The sequence below is a fragment of the Paracoccus actinidiae genome (genome assembly GCF_030863885.1).
Classification (GTDB): Bacteria; Pseudomonadota; Alphaproteobacteria; order Rhodobacterales; family Rhodobacteraceae; genus Paracoccus; species Paracoccus everestensis.
In genome coordinates this window covers 4542501-4566970 of sequence record NZ_CP132956.1, presented here as the reverse complement: position 1 = coordinate 4566970, position 24470 = coordinate 4542501, and the positions used below count along the sequence as shown (strand labels likewise).

Genomic DNA, 24470 nt, shown 5'->3' with positions numbered 1-24470 from the left:
CATGTTTGTGAGAAAGGAGCGGACCATGACGATCGTTACCCTCGGAATTGACCTGGGCAAGACCCTTTGCAGCATTGCCGGCATGGACGCCGATGGCGCTGTTGTGTTGCGGCGGCGCGTGCGCCGGGCGACCTTGGTGTCGCTGGCCGACAAGCTTGCGCCCTGCACGGTGGCGATGGAAGCGTGCTGCGGGGCGCATCACGTCGGGCGACTGTTCGCTGCGCGCGGTCATGACGTCAGACTGATGTCGCCTGAATACGTGCGGCCTTACGTGAAGGCGCAGAAGAACGACGATCGGGACGCGGAGGCCATCGCCGAGGCTGCCACGCGTCCGACGATGCGGTTCGTTGAACTGAAGAGCCAGGATCAACTCGACCTACAGACCCTGCACCGGGCCCGCTCGCGGGTGGTTGGGGTCAGACAGACATTGCTCAACCAGCTGCGCGCGATCTTGCTGGAGCGCGGGATCACCTTCCCGCAAGGAAGACGCGTGCTCGAACGTGAGGTCGATGCCTTGATCGCGCAGCAACCCGAGGGGCTGAGCCCCCGCATCTACGAGCTGGTCGCCGACATGCGTGCCGAGTGGCGCGAACTCGACGGCCGCATTGCTGCCTTGAATGCGGAGTTTGCCGAGCTTGTCCGGGCAGACCCCCAGGCCGGGCATCTGGTGACAATCCCCGGTGTCGGCGTTCTGGGCGCCACCGCCATGGTGGCGGCAGTGGGCTCAGGCGACGCCTTCCGACGGGCGCGCGACCTTGCCGCATGGCTCGGCCTTGTTCCGCGGCAAATGACGACCGGCGGCCGACCAAAGCTGCTGGGGATCACCAAGCGGGGAAACAAATACTTGCGCATGCTGTTCATCCATGGGGCTCGCGCGGCACTGCCAGGGCTGACGAAGACCGAGACGCCGCTCGGCGCCTGGCTGCGCGGTCTGCTGGCCCGAGCGCACCGCAATGTTGCGGTTGTCGCCTTGGCCGCCAAGCTGGCCCGAATTGCCTGGGCAACGTTGCGCCGTGGCGGAAGGCAGCGGTCGAAGATGCGCTCAAGGCGGGTTGGTCTCCGGAACAAATTGCTGGCCGAATGCGGCTTGAGCAGCACCGCATCTGCGTCAGCCATGAAACGATCTACCGCTTCGCCTATTCAAAACTTGGCCTTGAGGAAGCGTTCTATCGCCACCTGCCCGAGCATCGCAGACGTCGCAGGCCGCGAAACCACCGACGACATCAGCGTAGTCACATCCAGGACAGCCAGAGCTTGTGTCACCGGCCTGCGGTTGTTGCCGAGCGTCAGGAGTTCGGCCATTGGGAGTGCGATCTGATGATGTTCCGAAAGGAAAACGGCAAGGTGAATGTCACCTCGCTGGTCGAGCGGGTCAGCCGATTTACCGTTATCATGCGCAATGAGGATCGCCACTCCGAGCCGATCATGGAAGCGCTGATCGCGGGGCTCGCCCCCTTGCCCGCCGAAGCACGCCAGTCAATCACCTTTGATCGTGGCACCGAGTTCTCTGCCTGGCGGCGACTGAAGGACGGGATCGGCGCTGCGCGCTGATCGCGGGGCTCGCCCCCTTGCCCGCCGAAGCACGCCAGTCAATCACCTTTGATCGTGGCACCGAGTTCTCTGCCTGGCGGCGACTGAAGGACGGGATCGGCGCTGCGAGCTGGTTCTGCGATCCGCAGGCACCGTGGCAAAAGGGAACGGTCGAGAACACGAATGGCAGGCTGAGAAAGCACCTGCCCCGCTCAACTGAACCGACGGCTCTGACAAATCGATATTTGAGGTCGATTTGCCAGCGCCTCAACTCCACGCCGCGCAAGTGTCTCGGCTATCGGACACCCGCGGAGGTCTTCGAAAGCAACCTGATGGCCATCAGAAACAGACTGGAGTAGAAGAAAAACAACGATTTGCGCTTCGGCGTGAGTCCACACCGCAAAGTTAAAATGTCTCACCTCTGCAATTCAGGAATGTCACACTCCCCTGGATGAGCATCGTGTCGATCCTTGGGAGCCGGACATGGGATGGGTGATGATGAGCGAGCGAGAACTGAACCGGGCCAATGCGCCATGGCACGCGCCAGCTCTATGGTAAGCGCGCGCGCCATGGCGCAGGCCACCGCCACCTGGCCTGGTTTTACGCCGCCGCGTGGCCGGGTTTTGCACCGACGTTGACACCCGCCTCTCCTAAGGGTTTCGCATCCTAAAGGCCGCTGCCGGATCGCTGCATGAGCGTGGCAGGAAGCCCGATCCGTGCTAGAATGATCTCTGGAGGAAAGGCTGTCCGCAAGCGGGCGTCCCAGAGCAAGAAAACCAGGAGAGCTTGCGTGAAGGGTCTCGTCTCTCTGCTCATCATCCTCTCGCAGCCGGCCTATGCCGCCTGGGATATCCGCCAGTGCGCGGCGACAGTAAGGGAACGCCATGGCATTCGTCTTGAGGAAGCCATGAAGATCTGCGCCGGTTCCCAGGCGAAACAGGGTGAACGTCGCAGATGTGTCATCGGCAAGGTCAAAAATCACGGCATGACACCCGAAAGCGCCCTGAGCGCCTGCCTGAACGGTTCGCAAAGATCGAAGCAGTCGCTGCACGCCCCCGGTACAGCACCAAGCTAATAGACATGCGTTGAGCCTTCGCCAGTCGAGCGCACGCCGCCTCCGCAGCCAACAATGCGGGAAATTACAGTTGTATATCGTTCTATAAAACGGTCGTTTGTGTACACGTATAAAACAGAGTGCCGCTGACCGGTGCTCTTTTTGAGGAGGGCATGGGGGTCAGATACCAAGCCCGTGCCTCCTGTCAGCGCAGCACTCCTGTAGTCCAGAGCCGTGAGAGCAGCCTGTCGGTACGCAGAGCGGGCTGCTGACGGCCCCCGGCGAGTGCTGTCGATAAGCAATAATTACCAGATATAGATCAACCATCCGTAAATCAGTCTCTGATCCGCATTACCGGTGGTAATTGCGGCTGTGGCATATTTCAGACTAAAATCCGTGGGCTAATTTGCTGTGGCGGGCCTAGGGTAACCGGGGCAGATTGCGGGGCACGGTATTGCGCTTGTGATCTTGGTCTGATTCAAAATCGTATGGGCCTGTCATCGGATGATACCTTTGGGACGCTGAGCGCCGACAGTTTGCGTCGGCGTCCCAGTGTCTGGTGCGCTACAAGACCAACGACTACTCGGTGCCGGTTGCCTTCGGCCATCAGGATGTCTGGATCCGGGCCTATGTCCACGACGTGGTGATCGGCTGCCGGGGCGAGGTCATTGCCCGCCATCCCCGCTGCTGGGATCGCGAGGAGATCGTCTTCGATCCGATCCACTACCTGCCGCTGCTGGAGCAAAAGATCAACGCGCTGGATCAGGCCGCACCATTGCAAACCTGGGAGCTTCCCGAGGAGTTCGCCACCCTGCGCCGGCTGATGGAAGCGCGCATGAACCGACATGGCCGACGCGAATACGTCCAGGTCCTGCGGTTGCTGGAAACTTTCGACCTGGCTGATCTGCATGCCGCGGTGAAGCAGGCGCTCCAGATGGGCGCGATTGGCTTTGACGCCGTAAAGCACCTGCTGCTTTGTCGTGTGGAACGCCGTCCGCCCCGCCTGGACCTCGACTGCTATCCCTATCTGCCCAAGGCCACGGTCGAGAAGACCAAGGCCGGTTCCTACATGCGGCTGTTGTCGGGCAATGCGGAGGACGCGGCATGAACGATGTCCCGGAAATCCTGCTCGCCCATCACCTCAAGGCCCTGAAGCTGCCGACATTCCTGCGGGAACATCAGAAGCTGGCCCGGCAATGCGCGGCCGAAGGCATGGACCATGTCCGATACCTCGCCCGGCTTGTCGAACTGGAGTTGATGGACCGGGAGCGGAGGATGGTCGAACGCCGCATCAAGGCCGCCAAATTCCCCACGGTCAAAAGCCTCGACAGCTTCGACTTCGCCGCTATCCCCAAGCTCAACAAGATGCAGGTGCTGGAACTGGCCCGCTGCGAATGGATCGACCGCCGCGAGAACGTCATTGCCCTTGGTCCAAGTGGCACGGGCAAGACGCACGTCGCCCTTGGCCTCGGACTGGCGGCTTGCCAGAAGGGGCTCTCCGTTGGCTTCACCACCGCCGCAGCCGTGGTCAACGAACTGATGGAGGCCCGCGACGAGCGCCGCCTGCTTCGCGTTCAGAAGCAAATGGCCGGTTACAAGCTGCTGATCATCGACGAGCTGGGCTTCGTGCCGCTGTCCAAGACCGGCGCCGAATTGCTGTTCGAGCTGGTGCGGCGGGACGTTGTCGCGCCGTCAGATCACTTGATGATCTTGGAGACCACGCCGGCCCCGACGGTGCGGCCGCCTTCGCGGATGGCGAAGCGCAGCTTTTCCTCCATCGCGATCGGCGCGATCAGCTCGACCTCGAACTTCAGGTTGTCGCCCGGCATCACCATCTCGGTGCCCTCGGGCAGCTTCACGGTCCCGGTCACGTCCGTGGTGCGGAAGTAGAACTGCGGGCGGTAGTTGGCAAAGAACGGCGTGTGGCGGCCGCCTTCCTCCTTGGTCAGGATATAGGCCTCGGCCTCGAAGGTGGTGTGCGGGTTCACCGACTTCGGCTTGCACAGCACCTGGCCGCGCTCCACGCCGTCACGGTCGATGCCGCGCAGCAGGACGCCCACGTTGTCGCCCGCTTCCCCGCGATCCAAGAGCTTGCGGAACATCTCGACGCCCGTGCAGGTGGTCTTGCGGGTGTCGCGGATGCCCACGATCTCCAGTTCGTCGCCCACGTTGACCGCGCCGCGCTCGATACGCCCCGTGACAACCGTGCCGCGGCCCGAGATCGAGAACACGTCCTCGATCGGCATCAGGAACGGCTGGTCGATGGCACGCTCGGGGGTCGGGATGTATTCGTCCACCGCCGCGATCAGCGCCCGGATCGAGTTCTCGCCGATCTCGGGATCGCGGCCTTCCATCGCGGCCAGGGCCGAGCCCTTGATGATCGGGATGTCGTCGCCCGGATAGTCGTAGGAGGACAGCAGTTCGCGCACCTCCATCTCGACCAGTTCCAGCAGTTCCTCGTCATCGACCTGGTCGACCTTGTTGAGGTAGACGACCATGTAGGGGATGCCCACCTGGCGACCCAAGAGGATGTGCTCGCGCGTTTGCGGCATCGGGCCGTCGGCGGCGTTCACCACCAGGATCGCGCCGTCCATCTGCGCCGCACCCGTGATCATGTTCTTCACATAGTCGGCGTGGCCCGGGCAGTCGACATGCGCGTAGTGGCGGTTTTCCGATTCGTATTCCACATGCGCCGTCGAGATCGTGATCCCGCGCGCCCGCTCCTCGGGTGCCCCGTCGATCTGGTCATAAGCCCGGAATTCGCCGAAATACTTCGTGATCGCAGCCGTCAGCGTCGTCTTGCCGTGGTCAACATGGCCAATCGTGCCAATGTTGACATGCGGTTTCGTCCGTTCAAACTTTGCCTTTGCCATCAAGCGATGAGTGTGGGCGTCGGCTGTTGTAAAAGCCGGGATAACGGCCGATCCCGTTGCGGGCTTCCGAGAGGCCGGCATAGGCCCGCAGGTAGACCTCTTCGTATTTGATAGTCCGCCACAGGCGCTCCACGAAGACGTTGTCGCGCCAGGCGCCTTTGCCGTCCATGCTGATCTTGATCTCGCGGGTGGCCAGCACCTTGATAAACTCGGTCGATGTGAACTGGCTGCCTTGGTCGGTAGTGAGGATCTCGGGTGCGCCGTGCCTTGTCAGAGCCTCTTCCAGGGCTTCGATGCAAAAATCCGCCTCGGGCGTGATCGACACCCGCCATACCAGGACATGTCGGGTGAACCAGTCGAGCACGGCAGCGAGATAGATGAACCCACGCGCCAGGGGAATGTAGGTGATGTCCATCGCCCAGACCTGCTTGGGCCGGGTGATGGGCAGCTTCCTGAGCAGATAGGGGTAGATCTTGTGCCCCGGCGCAGGTTTCGAGGTGTTCGGCCTGCGATAAAGGGCTTCGATCCCCAGGCGCTTGATCAGCGTGGCAACATGCAGCCGCCCAACCTTGAAGCCTTGCCTCGAACCCGTAATCCCTGCAGCATCCGGCTGCCCGCGAACGGGAACTCCAGGTGCAGCTTGTCGATCAGGGTCGCATCAGCTTCAGATCCGCGTCCGACACCGGGCGGGGCTTGCAGTAGACGCTGCCCCGGCTGATCCCCAGCACGATGGCCTGGCGGCTGACGCTCAGCTTCGCGGCTGGATCGATCATCTTCTTGCGCTCGGCAACAGACCCGCCTCGTCCCAAGCGCGCCGGACAAAAGATCGTTCTCCAGCGTCAGATCTCCGATCGTCGCATGCAGGGTCTTCACATCGATGATCGGTTCTGGCTCGGCTTTCAGGCTTCACCGAAAACCCCGGTCGCGCCCTCAAGCAACGGATCGCGCCACTGCTTGACCTGGTTCGGGTGAACGTCGAAATCCTGCGCCAGCTCGATCAGGGCGGGGCGCTGCGACGCTTGATCGCAGCTACAGCCACTTTCGCCTTCAGTGCCGGGCTGTGGGACCTCGCGCGGTCGTCTGGTCATGGTCTTCTCCTCGCTCGCAGCATCATGCTGCCCAATCGCCGGGAAATTGATCCACCAGATCAATTTCTGGCCCGGCTCAGACGCGGAAAATCCACCTATCCCAGCCGTTCAGATTTCCTGAACCACCTCTTGCGGGGTGGTTTTGCCCTCGTCCGCAGAGCTCTGCTTGCACGGGGGCCTTCGGCAAGCCTTGCCCCCCTGTGTCAGCGTAGTTGTCCGCCCGTCGTCTTTTCCTCTATTTTTCAGGTGGGCGGGATAGGACGATGACTTGGGATATTCACCGGAACGTAACGGCTGTGCTGAAACGGATGCTGCCGCCGCACAGCATGGCCATTCGGCAGCTGTCGCGGGAGGAAGGAATTTCGGAGGCGACGCTGCACAAGTGGCGAACCGAGGCGCGGGCCAAGGGTCAGCTTTTGCCTGACGCCGATGCTGGTCCCGAAGGCTGGTCTTCGCGCGACAAGTTCGCGGCGGTGCTGGAAACAACTGCGCTGAACGAGGCCGATCTGAGCGAATACTGCCGGACGCGCGGGCTTTATCCGGCGCAGATCACCGCGTGGCGGGCGGCATGCGAGCAGGCGAATGATTGGGAGCGCACGAGCACGGTGCGTCTGGCTCAGGCCACGAAGGAAGAGAAAAAGCGGGTCAGGGATCTGGAGCGGGACCTGGCGCGCAAGGACAAGGCTCTGGCGGAAACCGCCGCTCTGCTGGTTCTCCGAAAAAAGGCTGCGGCGATCTGGGGGGGCGACGAGGACGCATGATCAGCACCCCGGATCGCCAAACTGCAGTTGCTCTGATCGACGCGGCCGTCATCGCTGGCGCGCGGCGCGCCAACGCCTGTGCTGAACTGAACATCAGCGAGCGCACCCTGCGGCGCTGGACGAAAGACGGTCAGGTCCACGCCGATCAGCGCCCCTCACGCCGCGCCCCGCGCCGGCCAACAAGCTGAGCGCCAAAGAACGCGCGGCCGTGCTGGACATCTGCAATTCTGAGAAATTCGCCAGCCTTCCGCCCAGCCAGATCGTGCCGAAACCGGCCGATCAGGGACGGTATCTGGCCTCGGAGTCCAGTTTCTACCGCATGCCTCACGCGCGGAGGGGCAACAGCATCATCGGGGCCGGGCCAGACCGCCGGTCCGGCGCAAACCACCCGCCAGCTACAAGGCCAGTGCGCCCTGCCAGGTCTGGACTTGGGACATCATCTGGATGCCTGGACCGATCGCCGGTATGTTCTTTTACCTTTACCTGATCGTGGACATCTTCAGTCGCAAGATCGTCGCCTGGGAAGTTCATGAGCGCGAGAGCGCGGAGCTGGCGGCTGCCCTGATCCGGCAGGCGGTTCTGGCGGAAGGCTGCCTGGGTCATGCGCATGCGCCTGAAGGCGAAAGGGCACACCGCAAGCCCCAGAACCGCGCTGGATCACCTGGCGCGCATCCAAAAACACGTAACCCACATTGGAGCACAGACCTTTACAGGGATCTTGAAATCCCAGCCGGAACAATTGAGTCTCTTCGACGCACTCAACATCAAAAAGCCCGCCTGAACCCTCGTGTTGTGGCAAATCCGCAAATCCAAGGTAGCAATATCAACGGCTTAAGATTTTAGCTGTCGAAGATGGGAGATCAACCGGATCTGCCGCTTTGGCGACCGTTCAATCCGTTGTCCATGTGCGTCTGCTATGGTCCATCGCCATTGCGAGCGGGACTGTCGGGCCTGCAGCGGGCGTCTTGCAATCTGCTTTTCCAGCCGAGCGGCGCCAATACGAAAGCACAGGCCGCTCGGCCGATAGAAAATCGGTCAGGTTTGGTCTTTAGCAAGGAGAACACGCAGACTGGCTGCAGGTGGCATTCAGGAGTGGTGGTGGGAATAAGTTGATGAGTTTATTGGATCGCGATCACCGCAACATTGCCCGTATCAGGTTAAGATATCTCTAACGTTCGCCAGCGTGTGTGCAGTATTAGGACGTTGGTTCTTACCAGGCAGGCATCAGCACATGCTCTCGCGAGGAACGCCGTCATTGTCGCGGTCAAGACGACCGCCCCAGGAGCAGTTCTCCAAATACCACCGCGCTTCCTGGCAGCTTCCAATCGCCGAGCAGGTCCGTCGCGGGCTGCAGGAGTCGGATTGCTGGACAAGCTGCTGCAGCATCTCCGGTGTCTCGACGGGAGCATGCGACTTCCGCGATCCCTTACTCCAGTCTTAAGGCATATCGAAGTCTGTTCGCCACATGCCCTTTTGCGCTTTGCGGGCACGAACTTCCTCAGACACGTATTCAGAGGAATACTGCCGATAGGCGACCGCCAGGCCTTCTCCGACCATCCACTTGTTGAGGTCGTCGCGGTTGCTGAAGCATCTTGCGATGATACGCCCATACCGGTCCAGGTCGAGCGGCTCACAGAGCACCGGGGTCTGCCCGATCTTGTCCGCAAGAGCCAGGGCCGCCGCCTGCCCGCATCGCCAGGCCGATCCGTCACGTTCCCTGCAGATCTGGCCACTTTCTGCGGCATCGATGCCATGCAACCCATCTTCGACAGTTAAAATCTTAAGCCCCTGATATTGCTACCCCGGATTAGCGGATTTGCCACAACACTGAGCTCCTTCGCCGACGAGGGAGAACGGTGCCCAGATGGAGGGATGCGGGTTGTCCTCCTGGCGAGGGTCATCCATTAGGTCAACCATGGCGCGGCGAAGCGCCTCGGAGCGGCCCATAGTTTCGTCCTGGCGCAGTTCCACAAAGGTCTTGTCCAAGATCTGCACGGCGGCGTTGGAGTAGACAGGCCAGTGCGAAACGAGAAGGGCGCGACTGCCAGCATAGAAGAACGCTCGTGCAAGGCCGGAGAGGGCTTCTGCGCCGAGCTGGTCACCGGCAGCCGTATTGCAAGCTGAAAGGATCACCCAATCGGCATCGAGCCTCAGCTGCGCTACTTCTGAGGCGGTCAACAGCCCGTCGTCGTCAGCATCCCTGGGATGTTCTGGCGGTGTCATCACAAGGGCCGGCTCTCCTTGGCGGCGTGCCATCGCCTCAGTATCGCCGGCGAGGAGTCCATGGGTGGCAAAATGCACCACTCGATAGTTCTCGAGCTCGTTCGCCTCGCTAAGCCCTTTGATGTCGGCCTCGGTTGAGGACGATCCAAGCCGGATCTCACTCTCAGGCACGCCTAGGCTCTTTGCCACACACCGGAGTTCGAAGGAGGTGTCCGGCAGAGGACAAAGCGCGCGAACTTCCGCCGTCACAGCCTCTTGGCCAGCCCCCCTGTGATAGATCCGGTCGATGCTCCCGCTGGGCACCTCTGAGCGTTCGCGTGGTGGCAGCGGGTCGTTGGCTGCGATCACCCCGGGCGGCGTGCATGCTTCACTGGCGATCTGATGTCGGCACCCACCATCGCCAAGTAGCACCGGGTTGCCGTAGCCAAGATAAGGCCTCTCTGCCGTGCTCGACTTGGCAAACTGGCGCAGCGCCTGCAGGCTGGAAACCGAAGGCAGAACGGTGAGGGGCTGACGCCGGCCGAGCCACGCCACCCCGCTATACTCATCGAAGTTCTTCGGCCGGACCGATTGAGGCTGTTCGGTTACCAGCACCTGGAACGGCAGGCTTGTCAGTGGTCCGGAGGGCACGATGAGGAGATGTTTATCCTTGATAAGATCCTCGACCGGTCCCAGCAGGGCTCCGTAGAGTTCGTGCGCAATCCCCAGATCAAACGGAAGCGGGTCGGATAGGAGCGGCCGCGCTCGCATTCCCAGCAGGCGCCCACAGCGCGCCGGCCGGCTAATCCCCTCCCACTCCTGGCTGTCCAGACCACAGCGAAGAGCCTGAACCCTCTCCGTGAGCGCCGTCCAGCTTGCGCGTCTGTTGGGGTGTCTTCGGCATCAGCTTTTGCAGCAGGCGCTCTGCATGGACCCAGCATAAGGCATGATTGGGGATGCGGAACTGTCCGGCATCGTCTGACACGACCACCGTGTTGCCCATCAATCCATGGTGGCGCACCGCGCCCCACAGGGCGGCCTCGGTGATCTCGCGCACCAGGGTGCGGTCGAAGACGTCAAGGCGCATCCTGACCAAGTGATCATACCAAGCCATCTGCGAGGCAAATGAGGTCTCGGGGTGGGCAGCAAGCTTGCCGATGACATCCGGCGCAACCTTGCGAAGGCGCATGTAATCGAGCGCCGCATCGTTGATGATGTAATCTTCACACCCGGCCCGCAGCAGAGACAGGAAGTTCAGCCGTGACTTCGAGCGGCCCGTGCGAAACACGCTGAACCGGCTGCCGCCAATCTGGGTCGTGACTTCGTCGCGGCGAGCATGTCGGGCACCGGTGTCATCCACGCTGATATAAGGCGCATTGGCCAGGCCGCTCCGCAGGATCGCCTGATCCTCTGCGACAAACCCATCCAGATCAGAGGTCAGGATGCGCACCACCTGGCGCTTGGAGATGTCCATGCCAATGCCGTTCAGGATCGCGGTCAGCCGCTCCGTCGTCACCTGCCCCTGGGCATGCAGCGCGAGACAGAACCGGCGCAGGTTGGCCCCAAAGCCACCCAGCAGTCCTTCCGGCAAGGGCGCAATGACCCTTTTCCCCTCCGGTGTCAGCCAGCGTTCGCGCCGGTAGCAGATGAGTTCCGCCGAGATCGACAGGTCACGAACCAGGATGGTTCGATATCCCTTGAAGCGCGACCCCGCAGGGGCCGCCGCGGTCAGCACCTCCTCACGGGTGACGCGGTCCGTGTCGCGTTTCGGGCCGCGCCGCCGCCGTTGACCGCCGCTCTTGCGAACCTCCTGTTCCGTGATCTTGTCCATGCCGGAGGGTTTGAACGGAGGCCGCGGCGGCAGGTCTTTCAGCCGCGCGATCTCATCGCGCAGTTCCTGGTTCTCGGCTTGCAGGGCGGCCCGGGCCGCCTCGGCTGACGCGAGCTGATCGCCCAGGTGGGTCACGTGGTCCTCAAGCGATTGAAGCCGTCGCAACAGATCACCGACGAGCCGACGCAAACTGTCGGCGCTCAGCGTCCCAAAGGTATCATCCGATGACAGGCCCATACGATTTTGAATCAGACCAAGATCACAAGCGCAATACCGTGCCCCGCAATCTGCCCCGGTTACGACATTTTCGACGCTCGTGTATCGGTTGTTTACCGCGACGATGCGGTTTTGGCGTCGGCTGCGGCGGGGGATGCGGCGGGGGACGGGGGCGGGCTTGGCTCGCTGGCGGACACGGCGGCGGTTGTGGACGATCTTCTGGACCGCTCGGGCGATGCGCCGGTGGTGCGGCTGATTAACGCGCTGCTGCTCGAGGCGATCCGCGAGCGGGCCTCCGACATCCATATCGAGACCCAGGAAAAGCGCCTGGTGGTGCGGCTGCGCATCGACGGCATCCTGCGCCCGGTGCTGGAACCCAAGCGCGCGCTCGCCCCGCTTCTGGTCAGCCGCATCAAGGTGATGGCGCGCCTCGACATCGCCGAAAAGCGCCAGCCCCAGGACGGCCGGGTGTCGCTGCGGGTGGGCCCCCACGAGGTCGACGTGCGGGTGTCCACCATCCCCTCGCAGTTCGGCGAGCGGGTGGTCTTGCGCCTTCTGGACCGCGACCAGGCCCGGCTGGGGCTGGACCGCCTGGGCATGAGCGCGCGCGACGCCGAGGTCTTCGCGCGCCTGCTGGCGCGTCCCAGCGGGATGGTGCTGGTGACGGGGCCCACAGGCTCGGGCAAGACCACCACGCTTTACGCCGCCCTCGAGCGGCTCAACGACCGGACGCGCAACATCATGACGGTCGAGGACCCGATCGAGTATTCGCTGGACGGCATCGGCCAGGTGCAGGTCAACCCGCGCACCGACCTGAGCTTTGCCCGCGGGCTGCGGGCCATCCTGCGCCAGGACCCCGACGTGATCATGGTGGGCGAGATCCGCGACCGCGACACGGCCCAGATCGCGGCCGAGGCGGCGATGACGGGCCATCTGGTGCTGTCCACGCTCCACACCACCACCGCCATCGGCGCTGTGTCGCGGCTGATCGACCTGGGGGTGGAGCGGTTCCTGCTGGCGCCCATGCTGGTGGGCCTGGTGGCCCAGCGGCTGGTGCGCAGGCTGTGCCCCCAGTGCCGGCGCCCCGAAGCGGCCAGCCCGGCCGATGCCGCCCTGCTGGACGGCCTGGCCGTGGGCGAGCGGGTGTTTCGCGCCACAGGCTGCCCGGCCTGCCAGGGCCAGGGCTACGCGGGCCGCCTGGCCCTTTACGAGGTGATCGCCGTCACCCGCGATCTCGAGGAGATGATCCACGGGGGCGCCGCCGAGGCCGATCTGGCCCGCACGGCCCGCCGCCACGGCCCAGGCCTCATGGCCGACGGGCTGCGCAACATCCGAGACGGAAACACAACAACCGAAGACGTCGCACGCGTCTTCCAGGAAACCTGAACCGTGCGGGCGGCAGGCTCAAGGAATACAGAGGCATCGCCATGCGCTGCTGCAAGACTGATGAAAGTTTCAGCGCCTTCATTGCTCTCGCCGCAACCGTCATTCGGCTCCGGTGAACGTCAACACACCCTAGTAGGCCACAACCGCGACAGCGCCGAAACCACCAATCATGATGCACCGGTTCAGCAGGGTGGTCTTGCCGGATTGGCGTCGCCCGGATGCTTCTGGTGGCTGGTGGCTTGCAGGACGGTATTTCTCCACCTCTGACGTTTGGGCATCAGGCGGCATCCGGCTCGCGGCCGGCTTGTTGTCATGGATGCTCATGTTTCGTCTTTCGTTGATGCAACCGGCATGATCTGCCTGCCTTTTCGTCAGGCGGATGGATCTCAGGCCGCCATGCGAAAGAAGGCGGCGCCCTGGCCGGGAAGGATCACGTACCAGGAAATTGTGAACTCACGCCGAAGCGCAAATGCTTGTTTTTCTTCTACTCCAGCCTGTTGTTAATGGCCATCAGGTTGCTTTCGAAGACCTCCGCGGGTGTCTGGTCGCCGAGACACTTGCGCGGCGTGGAATTGAGGCGGTGGCAAATCGACCTCAAATATCGATTTGTCAGAGCCGTCGGTTTAGTTGAGCGGGGCAGGTGCTTTCTCAGCCTGCCGTTCGTGTTCTCGACCGTTCCCTTTTGCCATGGCGCCTGTGGGTCGCAAAACCAGCTGGTGGCGCCGGCAACACGGCTATCAACGTAGCCAGCAGCAGCGCGAGCCACAGCCTTGCCAAGGGCAAGAACTTCGCCGTCTCGGACGCCCGTGATAGAGTCGTCTTAAGACTCGGCCACCGCCAGCGGCTCGATGTCGGTGTTCACGTCGTCCGAGGCCACCACAAGGATCGCCCGGTCCGCGCCCATCGCAAGCGCGGTGCGCAGCGTCTCGGCCGCCTGACGCACGCCGATGGACACGACCACGACCTCCGCGGCCGCGCCCTTCTCCTTCAGCCGGATCGCCTCCTCGAGCGCGATCTCGTCAAAGGGGTTCATCGACATCTTCACATTCGCCAGGTCAACCCCAGACCCGTCCGCCCGAACCCGAGCCTTCACGTTGTGGTCAATCACCCGCTTCACAGGCACCAAAATCTTCATGGCTGTGGTTGCTTTCTTCCTGTCACACCCGTTCCATGGCCAGTGCGATGCCTTGGCCCACGCCGATGCACATGGTGGCCAGGGCGCGCCGGCCCCCCGTGCGGGCCAGTTCCAGGGCGGCGGTGCCGGTGATGCGGGCGCCCGACATGCCCAGGGGGTGGCCGAGCGCAATGGCCCCGCCGTTGGGGTTCACACGCGGATCGTCGGATCAGCGGCTCGGTCCCCGACTTGCGGATCAGCACGCGCCCGGTGCCCGCCAGCCGCGCCTCGGCATCGGCGATGACCGCGCGGACCTTGGCCGCAGACAGCGGATCGGCTCCTGCGGCGTAGCGGACGTTTTTCAGCAACTGCGGCACAGGGTCGAATTGTGCGGAAAGCCGGCTGGCGCTGTCGCCGGTTTCGGCCATTGCTGCCAGGAACTGCATGGCCGCGATCAGCCCGTCCCCGGTGGTGGCATAGTCGGTCATCACGATATGGCCCGACTGTTCGCCGCCCAGGTTGAAACCGCCCTCGCGCATCCGCTCGACCACATAGCGGTCGCCGACCTTGGTGCGTTCCAGTCGCAGCCCTTGACCGTCCAGGAAATGTTCCAGCCCCAGGTTGGACATCACCGTGGCCACCAGGGCATTGCCGCGCAGACGCCCCTGGTCGGCCCAGCGGGCTGCCATCAACGCCATGATCTGGTCGCCGTCGGCCACGCGGCCCTTTTCGTCGATGATGATCACCCGGTCGGCATCGCCATCCAGGCTGATGCCCAGGTGCGCGCCATTGGCCAGCACCGCCGCCGCGCAAGCTTCAGGATGGGTGGAACCCACGCCTGCATTGATGTTGCGTCCGTTCGGTTCTACCCCGATCGGGATCACCTCGGCGCCCAGTTCCCACAGCACGTCGGGGGCGGCGCGATAGGCCGCGCCGTTGGCGCAGTCGATCACCACGCGCAGCCCGTCCAGCCGCTTGCCGGCAGGAAAGGTCGTCTTGGCATATTCGACGTAACGGCCGCGCCCATCCTCGATCCGCTTGGCCCGGCCGATATTGCCGGGCTGGGCGGGGGTGATGTCGTCTGCGACGATGCGCTCGATCTCGGCCTCGGCGTCGTCGGACAGCTTGAAGCCGTCGGGGCCGAAGAACTTGATGCCGTTATCCTCGGCCGGGTTGTGGCTGGCGGAAATCATGATGCCCACATCCGCCCGCATCGAGCGGGTCAGGAACCCCACGGCGGGGGTGGGGACCGGCCCCAGCAGCAGCACGTTCATGCCGGTGCTGGTCAGCCCCGCCGTCAGCGCGTTTTCCAGCATATAGCCCGACAGCCGGGTATCCTTGCCGATCACCACGCGATGCGCGCTGTTCTGGCCTTCGCGCCGGAAATACCGGCCCGCCGCAGCACCCAGGCGCAAGGCCATCTCGGCCGTCATGGGGTAGGTATTGGCGCGCCCGCGCACGCCGTCTGTCCCGAACAAGCCTCTGCTCATCTACTCTGCCTTTTCATTGTTGGCGGCCTGCCACAGCCGCAGTCCTTGAACCAGATCGCGCATATCGTGGACGCGGTGGACCGTCCAAATGGACGCCCACTTCTTTGCCTCTTCCCAAATCCCAAGCCCCTAAAACCAACACACACGCCGACAATGGCCGGTTCAGCTTAGCAATGGCAGGAGGGGGTCGGCGTCGCGCTTACATCTGATCACTGCCGGTCAGCAGAGCTTCCAGCCGCGCCACCTGCTCGCGGTAGATAGCCTCCAACTCGGCGGGCGTCGGGATCACCACCGTTTCCGACGCCACTGTCGCGGCAAGGTCCCCGCGCAGCGCATCGCGCTCAGCTTCCCGCGCTTTCAGCCGTGCCATCAGAGCCTCCCCTGCCTCGTCGGTCTCAAGCCGGTCGAGCAGGCGCTCAATGGCGGCCTCGGCCTTCTTCAGCTCTCTTTCGATCCGGGCGATGTCGGCGGCGCCATCTTCCGGAGCCTGCGTCATGAGCCGCTCGACCTCCGCCGCGAACTGGGCCGCAAAGACAGGAGTCATCAGGCCCTGGCGCAGGCGGGCCAGCACGCGGGCCTCCAGCCGCTGCCGCGAGATGGCGCGGCTGTCGGGGCATTCCTGCCGCCCCTGGGTCTTGCGCCGGTAGCAGCCATAGCGGTCCTGGCCTGTGATTGTGTAGCCGCCGCCGCAGCAGCCGCACTTCACCAGTCCATTCAGCAGGTATCGGGCACGGTGGCTGTCGTTCAACGCCGTCTTCCCACCCGCGTATTGTTCGTGGGTCCGTTCTAGACGCTCCTGGACTGCGTTCCATACGTCATCTGCAATGATCGCAAGGTCCGGCGCCTCTCCGTACGTGATGTCGTCGGCATCGGCAGGACGCGATACCCGAAGGCCGGTCTCGCTGTCCCGGTGAAACCGGTTGCGGCCATAGACGATGATCCCGACATAGGCCTCGTTGCGCAGCATACCGTCCCTTTTGCGCGCATTGCCCCGGATCGTCGAGTCGTTCCACTTGCCCCGGGGCGGAGAGGGAATGCCATCGACATTGAGCCGCGCCACGATCTGGCGTGGCGCAATCCCGGCGGCGTAATCGTCGAAGATGCGGCGGACGATCTCGGCCTCATGCGGCACGATCTCGCGGTGGAGGCCTTTCGCGCGGGGCATCACGCGATAGCCGTAGGCAAGGCCTGCGGTGACGCGGCCGTCGCGGGTGCCGCCCTTCTGGCCACGCCGCACCTTGTCGGCGGTCTCGCGCGACTGGTGCTCGGCAATGGCGCCGAGAAAGGGGACCAGTTTCTAGTTGTCACATCCCGCGTGATTGTGTACGCGCTTTCTGAACAGCTCCGGCCTTTGGCGTTGCCAGTCCTTGAGGGCGGCGACGGGCGCTCGGCCCTTGAGTGCCGCTTGCGGTAGTTGGCTGTTGTGTCGAAGTTCTCGCTCCGACCGAAGGCGCCGGTCGCGATGCTATAAGCCTTGATGCGGTCTGCGCGCCCGGCCAGCGTTTCCTCGACCACATAGCTCAGGAAACGCCTATTGCGTTCGGAGGCATCGAAGTCGGGCGAGGCCAGGATGCGTGCCAACTCGCCGCGAATCAGGTCTGGTGTCAGATCTGTCATCATCAACCATTCCTTCCCGACCTAGAGGAACGTCACAGTAACGTACTCTGTAAGGCGGTTGTTGAGGCGGAATTTCTAAGGCAGCCTAGAAATTATAATAATCCTCCCAGTTGTTTTGCAACAAAGGAGTCTTATCCGCATGCGCGCCGTGGACCTTGCCGTCGGATTTTTTCCAGATCGTGCCAAGGCTATCAGACGTCTTTACCTGAAAGACGAACAGTTTCGATCGATTTGCGAGGATCTCTTCCTGGCTCAGGCCTCACTGCGACAATTTGAGGGCAAGCCCGATGCCGAAACCCTGGAGGAAGTTAAGGACTTCAGGACTGTCCTGCAGGAACTGAAAGCCGAGTTACGTGCCTATCTCGATGCCTCCGGCAGGTACTGAGCAAGGGTCATTGCCTAGCATTACAGTTGCACCTTTCTTCGTAGGTGTGCCTGCTTTGCCGCGGCTTGATGGGCCCTTCGCCACATCGACCATGCAATGATATGAGCCGGTTCGATCCGACGTTGGGCCAAGCGATTGGCGATGCGTCGGATCTCCTGGATTGACCAACGGATCAGCCTAGTCGAAGGTGGGCCTGCCTTGCCGCGGCTTGATGGGCCCTTCGCCACATCGACCATGCGATGATATGAGCCGGTTCGATCTGACGTTGGGCCAAGCGATTGGCGATGCGTCGGATCTCCTGGATTGACCAGCGGATCAGCCTGGGTTTGCTGGCATCCTGCGCATGGTTTTTTTGGGCGGTTCGGCATTGGCGTGATGGCGAATGGTCGCCATCATGGCAAAGGCCAGCATGACCAACGACACATGGCGGTGCCACCCGTGCCAGGAGCGGGTCTCGTTGTGATCGAGGCCGAGTTCGTTCTTTGCGGCCTCGAAGCTGTCCTCGATTGCCCATCGATGTCCTTCGACGCGCACCAGTGTATCCATGCCCGTGCCCTGCGGACACCAGGTGGTGAAGAACGCCAACTCGCCGTCAGAGATAGTGCGGCGGATCAGCAGGCCACGCGTCCAGACCCCGCGGAAATCGGCATTGAAGTCATCAGCATCGAGATCGGCCAGATCAAGGTAGGCCCAGTCGTGGAGGCGCTCGCCCTTTGTGCCCGAGCCTGCCGAAAGGCGCTGCCAGGCTTCTGGCGGCAAGGCTCCCGCGATGTCCCTTGCGGTTCCGCTGACGGCATGGGGTTTGGCCCAGGACGGGGCAGCGGTCGAGCCCCGAGCGAGAGACATGCGGGTTGAGGAACGCGCGCACCACCGCGAGCCGCTCGTCGAGCGGCAAGAGAAGCGCCTTGCGGAGTGCAACCGCGACGGCCTGCCTCCTGCGCAGGCGTCAGCGTCGTCTGCAAGCGGTGCGGCGTGTGGCTCCGGTCGTGGACGTCGTCGCGACCCCGCCATTTCCAGACCGTCTGCTCGGAGATCCCGTAGCGCTCGGCCACCCGCCAGGCCGGTTCGCTGCTGGTCTGGATCGCGGCACGGATCTTCGGCGTCGTCGTCGCCTGCTTGTGCAGAGAGATCAGCATGCTCGAACCCCTCTCGAACCTCGCGCAGGATCGACCTTGCCATGAACAGGGCAGATCGGCGAGGGTCTATGTGATCATCCGGGATGGAACACTTAGCAAGGCAGCAAACTGGTCGAAAATCCCGGACCACCTCTCTTGCCTTTGCCTTACAAGAAAGCCTGCGCATCAACGTCCGACAGTCCGCCCTTGATGAGCTCGGCCTGCCAGTCGGCCCTTGGTTGGAGGCCGCTAGAGCCGCTATCCGCGCGGGTGCCCTGCCGAGCAACGCATCGCGTTCCTCAACAGGGCGCAATGCCCCTCGGCGAGCTCCGCGAGCTTGTCTTTCATGTCGAACCAGGGTAGCGCGTCGCCTACGTCACCGATGCCGCCGACACTGTTGAGAGCCGCGAAAGGATCATAGAACTCGCCCGCGGTGCCGATCACCTGTTCATAGAAGCCGCCTTTACGGACGCCCATAGCGACCGTGCTCGTGCCACTGCGCACTTGGCTGCCGGCGCTGCCGGAGAGATTGCGCGAGTCTCTGGCGCACGTCGTGCCATCGGCTTTCACCGATCGGCCCGCTATGCCGGGTCATCCAAGTGCATCTCCGCTGAGCTCGCCGCGGCGCTGGACCCTAAGGCACCTCGCGAGGTCCTTGGAGAGCGCAACCCCCAGGACGAAGAACCGAGCTGGGTGGGACAATGGCGCAGCAATGGCCTCTCGGCCGAAAGTGCCCTTACCCGCTTTGACAGCCTGCCGGGCACCGAGCCCGAGGAACTGACAGGTACCTGGCGGGGCTCGGGATTGCCCACCGGCCATCCGCTTGACGGCCTTCTCGAGAGACTTGGCTGGCAGGGAAAGCGCTTCGAGTGCAAGGAGCGCGTTTACCCCCTGATCTTCCACCCCGACATTGCGCTTGATCCCAGCCGTTTGCCACTGTCGGTGGCCCTGCGTTGGCCTCGCGTCGCCCGGAGCATCCCCGTGCGGGGTGGTTTTGCCCTCGTCCGCAGAGCTCTGCTTGCACGGGGGCCTTCGGCAAGCCTTGCCCCCCTGTGTCAGCGTAGTTGTCCGCCCGTCGTCTTTTCCTCTATTTTTCAGGTGGGCGCCGTCAGATCCGCCCCCTCGTGGATCACGACCTGGCGGTGGTTTTCTACGACCTCACCACGGTGCGGATCCATGGCGAGGGCGAGGTCGCTGATGATTTGCGCGCCTTTGGCATGAACAAGGACACCGGCGGCATCGCCCGGCAATTCGTCCTCGGCCTTGTGCAGACGGCGGAAGGCCTGCCGCTGATGCACACGGTTCATCCCGGCAATGTCGCCGAGACCAGAACCTTGCAGGCGATGCTGAAGACCGTGCTGCAGCGCTTTCCCGTTCAGCGTGTCGTGCTGGTCGCCGATCGCGGGCTGCTGAGCATGGAGAATATCGGCGAGCTGACCGCGCTCGCCGAACAGGGCGGGCGCAAGCTCGACTTCATCCTGGCATCGTGCAGACGGCGGAAGGCCTGCCGCTGATGCACACGGTTCATCCCGGCAATGTCGCCGAGACCAGAACCTTGCAGGCGATGCTGAAGACCGTGCTGCAGCGCTTTCCGGTCCAGCGTGTCGTCCTGATTGCCGATCGCGGGCTGCTGAGCATGGAGAATATCGGCGAGCTGACCGCGCTCGCCGAACAGGGCGGGCGCAAGCTCGACTTCATCCTGGCAGTTCCGGCGCGGCGCTACACGGACCTGGCTGAGACCTTCCGCAAGCTGACCTTCTCCGAGGACGGCTTGGCAGAGGCCAGCTTCGCCGGCCATCGCCTGATCGTCGCCCATGATCCTTTGCGCGCCCAGGATCAGACAGCCCGTCTACACGGACCTGGCTGAGACCTTCCGCAAGCTGACCTTCTCCGAGGACGGCCTGGCCGAGGCCAGCTTCGCCGGCCATCGCCTGATCGTCGCCCATGATCCTTTGTGCGCCCAGGATCAGACAGCTCGCCGCCGCGCCCGGATTGCCGAGCTCGAGGCCATGGCCGAGAAGATGGTGACCCGCCTCGACGCGCAGGATGCCGGCCAGACCGCCCGAGGTCGCCGGGCTTCTGATCGTGGCGCCTATGGCCGCTTTACCCGCGCTGTCGCCGAGGCCGAACTCACCCGCGCTTCATCAAGGCAGACTATGCCACGGACCGGTTCAGCTGGGCGCTCGACGAGGCGGCAATCGCGGCGGCCGAGCTTTTCGATGGCAAGCTGGCGCTGATCACCAACGCGCCCGACCTCACGCCCGCTGAGGCGGTGGCCCACTACAAGGCCTTGAGCGATATTGAGCGCGGCTTCCGCGTCCTCAAATCCGACATCGAGATCGCCCCCGTCCACCATCGCCTGCCGGACCGGATCCGGGCCCACGCCCTGATCTGTTTCCTCGCCCTCGTTCTCTACCGGGTCATGCGCATGCGCCTGAAGGCGAAAGGGCACACCGCAAGCCCCAGAACCGCGCTGGATCACCTGGCGCGCATCCAAAAACACGTAACCCACATTGGAGCACAGACCTTTACAGGGATCTTGGGCGATCTCAACCGGTCGTCGCAACACCAGCATATTGTGTTCTCGTCATGAGCTCGTCCAGCGCCTCTGCGGGCGTCTTCCAGCCGAGCGTCTTTCTCGGTCTGCCGTTCAGGGCGACTGCGACGGCTTCCAGATCTTCAGGGCTATGCGTGCTGAGGTCTGTGCCTTTTGGGAAGTATTGCCGAAGAAGGCCGTTGGTGTTTTCGTTTGTGCCGCGTTGCCAAGGGCTGTGGGGGTCACAGAAGTAGACCGGTAGCCCCGCGAGGATCTTCAGATCCGCATGGCGGGCCATCTCCGCACCCTGATCCCAGGCAAGCGACCTGCGAAGATGGCTCGGGAGTTCGGTGATGCTGTTCGCAATGGCATCACGAACCGCTTCGGCGCCATGTCCGGCGAGCGCGGGTCCGTTCTTCTGACGCAGATCCGTTCCATGCCCAGCCATGGGCGGCAGATGAAGGAGCAAGGTGAAGCGTGTGGTCCGCTCGACCAGCGTGCCGATGGCCGAACTGTTCAAGCCGAGGATAAGATCTCCTTCCCAATGACCGGGAACGGCACGATCCGCCGCTTCGGCGGGACGCTCGCTGATCATGATCTCAGGTGAAATGAATGACTTGCCGCGGCCCGTGCTCCTGGCATGAGGAACCCGAAGGGCTCGTCCGGTGCGAAGGCACGCCGTCAACTCCCGCTTCAGGGCACCACGTCCCTGGATATAGAGCGCCTGATAGATCGCCTCATGGCTAATTCGCATCGTCGTGTCCCCTGGAAAGTCGAGCTCAAGCCTTCGCGAGATCTGTTCAGGGCTCCAAGCTATTGCCCACCGCCGTGCCTGTCTCGGGCCATGGCGTCGCCCCTTCCAGGCAACCTTCGGCCTCTTGATCGCCTTCCCATCCGGATGCGTGACCTGGCCGGCCAAGCGATCCTGAACATAAAGGCGCAGGGCTTCGTTCGATGCCAGCTTGGCCACCTTTGGGCGGCGGGCCGCGCGTTCTGCATGCCACTGGGCCGTCGTCGCGCGATACTCGAAACTACCGTTTCGAGTTGCGGCATTGCGCCCCAGCTCACGCGAGATCGTCGATGGAGCCCGTTTCAGATGTTGCGCTATGTGCCGAACACTGCAGCCCCGGGCCCGCATCAATGCAATCTCCTCGCGCTCCTCGAAAGACAGATACCGTCCCGAGGGCCTTCCTGCGGAAGGTAATAAATGTGATGGGGGCATGCCGCCGGCCTCGCGAAACCACCTCGTTCCTACCGGCTGTGATACTCCGATCTCGACCGCCGCGCTCTCGCTTGATCGGCCTGCCGCAATCAACTCCCAAAACTGCAACCGTTCTTCTCGACGCGCAACGCCAGGACGCCCGGGTGAATGCAGCGCCGCTCTCGTGCAGCGCTCTGATCTTCGCTTGCCCCTTGCCATGGCAACCTCCTTCAAAAGGGTGTCGGCGCGGGCTTCGTGGTGGCGATCTGCGGCCAGATCATGACCATGCCCGGCCTGCCACGCCATCCCGCAGCCGAAACCATCGGCCTCAACGACATGGGACAAATCGAAGGCCTGTTCTAGGCTTAAGATAAGGTATTCGGCTTGCGCCACTGCCCGGCCCATCGTCACGAACTGCTGCGCTTTGGATGGAACGTGGCCGCTGTGAAGCAGCCACAGGCATCAGCAGGTGTGCCGGCTGCGTGATCCTCTGCCGCGAAAGGAACCGCCGGTTTCAGATATCTGGTTCCCGCTTGTCAGCGGGATCGCACACCCCCTTGTTGCCGCCGCGGCGACGCTTGAATCAGGAGATTGCCCATGAACGCCACCGCCACCCCCCTGGCCACGATGCCTGCCCACGCCCAGACGATAGACGGCGCCGCCTTTGCCGCCGACTTGCGCCAACGTGTCGCCGTCGAAGTCGCCCGGCTTCAGGCCGAACACGGGGTGACCCCCGGCCTTGCTGTCGTCCTGGTGGGTGAAGACGCCGCCTCGGCCGTCTATGTCCGCAACAAAGGGACGCAAACCAAGGCCGCCGGCATGGCCTCGTTCGAGCACCGGTTGCCCGCCGACACCGATGCCGCGACGCTGCTGTCGCTGGTGCGGCGGTTGAACGAAGACCCGGTGGTCCATGGCATCCTGGTTCAACTGCCGCTGCCAGATCATCTGGACAGCGACCTGGTGATGAACGCCATCGACCCGGCCAAGGACGTGGACGGCTTCCATATCCTGAACGTGGGGTTGCTGGGCACCGGGCAAAAGGCGATGGTGCCCTGCACGCCGCTGGGCTGCCTGTTGCTGCTGAAGGACCGCCTTGGTTCGCTGGCCGGCCTGAACGCGGTCGTGGTCGGGCGCAGCAACATCGTCGGCAAGCCGATGGCGCAGCTTTTGCTGAAGGAAAGCTGCACTGTCACCATCGTGCATTCTCGCAGCCGCGACCTGCCCGCCATCTGCCGCAATGCCGACATCCTGGTTGCCGCAGTCGGCCGGCCCGAGATGATCGGCGCCGACTGGATCAAGCCCGGTGCGACGGTCATCGACGTGGGCATCAACCGCGTCGAGCGCGACGGCAAGCAGCGTCTTGTGGGCGACGTGAACTATGCCGCCGCATCGCAGATCGCAGGTGCGATCACGCCGGTTCCGGGCGGGGTGGGCCCCATGACCATCGCCTGCCTGCTGGCCAACACCCTCACGGCCTGCTGCCGCATCCACGGCCTGCCGGAACCGGAAACAGCGGTGTGACGATTGCGTATTTGAACAGGCAACCGACTCTTCGGCTGCGACAGAGTGCGTGCCGCCACGGACGCAACGATCATGCCGGAAATCTGCTCCACTTACTTGCTTCCGTAACTAGGGCAGTTTCCGGCGCGGTGTGAAGTTTACGCCGGTTGCGCGCCCACCAGATCGGGCAGCGGAGGGATGCGCTCGGCGGTCCCGTTGAGGTGGTGGACGAGCAGCGCCGGCGTGGCATCCGGCTTTTTGCCGCATGGCGGGAGGCCGAAGGTGGCGAGCCTCGCGGATGATCTGATCGGCGAGATCCGGCTGCGCCGCGTCGGCGGCAGGGCACCGCGCGACAGCGGGCTGGGCAAGGCAAGGGCGCGTCGGTCGGGGGCAGGGGGGTCATCCTTCTCGGCGCGGGCACGCGATCTGTGGCGGGTGGGCCAGGGCTCGAACGCGGCGGTGCTGAAGCGGATCGCGCGCGGCGGCACGCAGACCCCGGTCCGGCTCCGGGCGCAGCTCAAGTATCTCTTCACCAAGTCCCATGCTCTGTTTGGCAACACGATCGGGCTCG

18 protein-coding genes and 16 pseudogenes (1 of these 34 only partly in view) are annotated in these 24470 nt (G+C 63.5%); 17 read left to right on the top strand and 17 right to left on the bottom strand.

Annotated features, from left to right (window positions below):
* Window positions 1-25 precede the first annotated feature (25 nt).
* The 5 genes and pseudogenes from Q5701_RS22790 to Q5701_RS22765 form a co-directional block, all read left to right on the top strand.
* A pseudogene (locus Q5701_RS22790) lies at window positions 26-1018 on the top strand (IS110 family RNA-guided transposase); the annotation flags it as partial.
* A 5-nt stretch (window positions 1019-1023) separates the two neighbouring features.
* Window positions 1024-1889, top strand: a pseudogene (locus tag Q5701_RS23135) (IS30 family transposase); the annotation flags it as partial.
* A 431-nt stretch (window positions 1890-2320) separates the two neighbouring features.
* The gene (locus Q5701_RS22775; protein WP_306753151.1) at window positions 2321-2605 is read left to right on the top strand and encodes a hypothetical protein; all 285 of its coding nucleotides are present in this window, start codon (window positions 2321-2323) and stop codon (window positions 2603-2605) included.
* A gap of 514 nt (window positions 2606-3119) precedes the next feature.
* A pseudogene (locus tag Q5701_RS22770) lies at window positions 3120-3692 on the top strand (Mu transposase domain-containing protein); the annotation flags it as partial.
* Window positions 3689-4255 (top strand): annotated as a pseudogene (locus Q5701_RS22765) (ATP-binding protein); the annotation flags it as partial. The pseudogenes Q5701_RS22770 and Q5701_RS22765, both read left to right, overlap by 4 nt.
* A gap of 26 nt (window positions 4256-4281) precedes the next feature.
* Here the strand turns inward: Q5701_RS22765 and tuf are convergent.
* Window positions 4282-5457, bottom strand: coding sequence for an elongation factor Tu (gene tuf, locus Q5701_RS22760; RefSeq protein ID WP_306753150.1), 1176 nt, complete (start codon window positions 5455-5457; stop codon window positions 4282-4284).
* Window positions 5438-6545, bottom strand: a pseudogene (locus tag Q5701_RS22755) (IS3 family transposase). Before Q5701_RS22755 ends, tuf begins: the two are co-directional and overlap by 20 nt.
* 212 nt (window positions 6546-6757) lie before the next feature.
* On the opposite strand from Q5701_RS22755, the gene Q5701_RS22750 reads away from it, so the two are divergent.
* The 4 genes and pseudogenes from Q5701_RS22750 to Q5701_RS22735 all read left to right on the top strand — a co-directional run.
* The gene (locus Q5701_RS22750) at window positions 6758-7306 is read left to right on the top strand and encodes a hypothetical protein (protein ID WP_306753149.1); all 549 of its coding nucleotides are present in this window, start codon (window positions 6758-6760) and stop codon (window positions 7304-7306) included.
* The gene (locus Q5701_RS22745; protein ID WP_306753148.1) at window positions 7303-7494 is read left to right on the top strand and encodes a helix-turn-helix domain-containing protein; all 192 of its coding nucleotides are present in this window, start codon (window positions 7303-7305) and stop codon (window positions 7492-7494) included. Before Q5701_RS22750 ends, Q5701_RS22745 begins: the two co-directional genes overlap by 4 nt.
* Before the next feature lie 46 nt (window positions 7495-7540).
* A pseudogene (locus tag Q5701_RS22740) lies at window positions 7541-7879 on the top strand (DDE-type integrase/transposase/recombinase); the annotation flags it as partial.
* A 25-nt stretch (window positions 7880-7904) separates the two neighbouring features.
* Window positions 7905-8087 (top strand): annotated as a pseudogene (locus Q5701_RS22735) (IS1634 family transposase); the annotation flags it as partial.
* A 443-nt stretch (window positions 8088-8530) separates the two neighbouring features.
* Here the strand turns inward: Q5701_RS22735 and Q5701_RS23070 are convergent.
* From Q5701_RS23070 to Q5701_RS22720, 4 genes are read right to left on the bottom strand one after another with little or no spacing between them, the layout of a single operon-like run.
* On the bottom strand, window positions 8531-8692 hold the full coding sequence (locus tag Q5701_RS23070) for an excalibur calcium-binding domain-containing protein (protein WP_373568594.1): 162 nt from the start codon (window positions 8690-8692) through the stop codon (window positions 8531-8533).
* A 51-nt stretch (window positions 8693-8743) separates the two neighbouring features.
* The gene (locus Q5701_RS22730) at window positions 8744-9064 is read right to left on the bottom strand and encodes a thermonuclease family protein (RefSeq protein WP_306753147.1); all 321 of its coding nucleotides are present in this window, start codon (window positions 9062-9064) and stop codon (window positions 8744-8746) included.
* Window positions 9065-9103: 39 nt separating this feature from the next.
* On the bottom strand, window positions 9104-10279 hold the full coding sequence (locus tag Q5701_RS22725) for a CHAT domain-containing protein (protein ID WP_306753146.1): 1176 nt from the start codon (window positions 10277-10279) through the stop codon (window positions 9104-9106).
* A 31-nt stretch (window positions 10280-10310) separates the two neighbouring features.
* Window positions 10311-11576, bottom strand: coding sequence for a hypothetical protein (locus tag Q5701_RS22720; RefSeq protein ID WP_306753145.1), 1266 nt, complete (start codon window positions 11574-11576; stop codon window positions 10311-10313).
* Window positions 11577-11582: 6 nt separating this feature from the next.
* Between Q5701_RS22720 and Q5701_RS22715 the strand changes: the two genes are divergently transcribed.
* Complete coding sequence (locus tag Q5701_RS22715) at window positions 11583-12941, top strand: GspE/PulE family protein (protein WP_306753144.1); 1359 nt, start codon at window positions 11583-11585, stop codon at window positions 12939-12941.
* 129 nt (window positions 12942-13070) lie between these two features.
* On the opposite strand, the gene Q5701_RS22710 is transcribed toward Q5701_RS22715, so the two are convergent.
* From Q5701_RS22710 to Q5701_RS22680, 7 genes and pseudogenes are all read right to left on the bottom strand, one after another.
* Window positions 13071-13265 (bottom strand): hypothetical protein, encoded by a 195-nt coding sequence (locus tag Q5701_RS22710; RefSeq protein ID WP_306753143.1) that lies wholly within the window; start codon window positions 13263-13265, stop codon window positions 13071-13073.
* A gap of 160 nt (window positions 13266-13425) precedes the next feature.
* Window positions 13426-13665: pseudogene (locus Q5701_RS22705) on the bottom strand (transposase); the annotation flags it as partial.
* A gap of 102 nt (window positions 13666-13767) precedes the next feature.
* Window positions 13768-14076: pseudogene (locus Q5701_RS22700) on the bottom strand (electron transfer flavoprotein subunit beta/FixA family protein); the annotation flags it as partial.
* A 22-nt stretch (window positions 14077-14098) separates the two neighbouring features.
* Window positions 14099-14281, bottom strand: a pseudogene (locus Q5701_RS22695) (3-oxoadipyl-CoA thiolase); the annotation flags it as partial.
* Window positions 14280-15545, bottom strand: a pseudogene (gene glmM / locus Q5701_RS22690) (phosphoglucosamine mutase); the annotation flags it as partial. The pseudogenes glmM and Q5701_RS22695, both read right to left, overlap by 2 nt.
* Window positions 15546-15744: 199 nt before the next feature.
* Entirely contained in the window at window positions 15745-16782 is a 1038-nt protein-coding gene (locus tag Q5701_RS22685) for a recombinase family protein (RefSeq protein WP_306753142.1), read from the bottom strand.
* Window positions 16710-17165 carry a hypothetical protein gene (locus Q5701_RS22680; protein ID WP_306753141.1) on the bottom strand — a complete coding sequence of 152 codons (456 nt, stop codon included), beginning with the start codon at window positions 17163-17165 and terminating at the stop codon, window positions 16710-16712. The genes Q5701_RS22685 and Q5701_RS22680 overlap by 73 nt, the downstream gene beginning before the upstream one ends.
* A 136-nt stretch (window positions 17166-17301) precedes the next feature.
* On the opposite strand from Q5701_RS22680, the gene Q5701_RS22675 reads away from it, so the two are divergent.
* Window positions 17302-17547, top strand: a complete 246-nt coding sequence (locus Q5701_RS22675) for a hypothetical protein (protein WP_306753140.1) — start codon at window positions 17302-17304, stop codon at window positions 17545-17547.
* 315 nt (window positions 17548-17862) lie between these two features.
* Here Q5701_RS22675 and Q5701_RS22670 read toward each other — a convergent pair.
* The 3 genes and pseudogenes from Q5701_RS22670 to Q5701_RS22660 form a co-directional block, all read right to left on the bottom strand.
* Window positions 17863-18360: pseudogene (locus tag Q5701_RS22670) on the bottom strand (transposase family protein); the annotation flags it as partial.
* 4 nt (window positions 18361-18364) lie between these two features.
* Window positions 18365-18683, bottom strand: a pseudogene (locus Q5701_RS22665) (IS481 family transposase); the annotation flags it as partial.
* Window positions 18684-18920: 237 nt separating this feature from the next.
* Window positions 18921-19232: a hypothetical protein gene (locus Q5701_RS22660; protein ID WP_306753139.1), complete on the bottom strand. Its 312-nt coding sequence runs from the start codon at window positions 19230-19232 to the stop codon at window positions 18921-18923.
* 123 nt (window positions 19233-19355) lie between these two features.
* On the opposite strand from Q5701_RS22660, the gene Q5701_RS23065 reads away from it, so the two are divergent.
* The 3 genes and pseudogenes from Q5701_RS23065 to Q5701_RS23060 all read left to right on the top strand — a co-directional run.
* Window positions 19356-19883, top strand: coding sequence for a GXWXG domain-containing protein (locus Q5701_RS23065; RefSeq protein ID WP_373568674.1), 528 nt, complete (start codon window positions 19356-19358; stop codon window positions 19881-19883).
* Window positions 19769-20161 (top strand): annotated as a pseudogene (locus Q5701_RS22655) (IS1634 family transposase); the annotation flags it as partial. The gene Q5701_RS23065 and the pseudogene Q5701_RS22655, both read left to right, overlap by 115 nt.
* Window positions 20143-21255: pseudogene (locus Q5701_RS23060) on the top strand (IS1634 family transposase); the annotation flags it as partial. The pseudogenes Q5701_RS22655 and Q5701_RS23060, both read left to right, overlap by 19 nt.
* On the opposite strand, the gene Q5701_RS22640 reads toward Q5701_RS23060, so the two are convergent.
* Window positions 21212-22618, bottom strand: coding sequence for an IS30 family transposase (locus Q5701_RS22640; protein WP_306755477.1), 1407 nt, complete (start codon window positions 22616-22618; stop codon window positions 21212-21214). The pseudogene Q5701_RS23060 and the gene Q5701_RS22640 sit on opposite strands and share 44 nt — an antisense overlap.
* A gap of 24 nt (window positions 22619-22642) precedes the next feature.
* On the opposite strand from Q5701_RS22640, the pseudogene Q5701_RS22635 reads away from it, so the two are divergent.
* From Q5701_RS22635 to Q5701_RS22625, 3 genes and pseudogenes are all read left to right on the top strand, one after another.
* Window positions 22643-22762: pseudogene (locus tag Q5701_RS22635) on the top strand (formate--tetrahydrofolate ligase); the annotation flags it as partial.
* 234 nt (window positions 22763-22996) lie between these two features.
* Entirely contained in the window at window positions 22997-23920 is a 924-nt protein-coding gene (gene folD, locus Q5701_RS22630; protein ID WP_306753137.1) for a bifunctional methylenetetrahydrofolate dehydrogenase/methenyltetrahydrofolate cyclohydrolase FolD, read from the top strand.
* Window positions 23921-24181: 261 nt separating this feature from the next.
* Window positions 24182-24470, top strand: partial view of a relaxase/mobilization nuclease domain-containing protein gene (locus Q5701_RS22625; RefSeq protein WP_306753136.1) — the beginning only. 1157 nt of this gene lie beyond the right edge of the window; 289 of the gene's 1446 nt are visible here — the first part of the coding sequence; it begins with the start codon at window positions 24182-24184; the stop codon falls past the right edge of the window.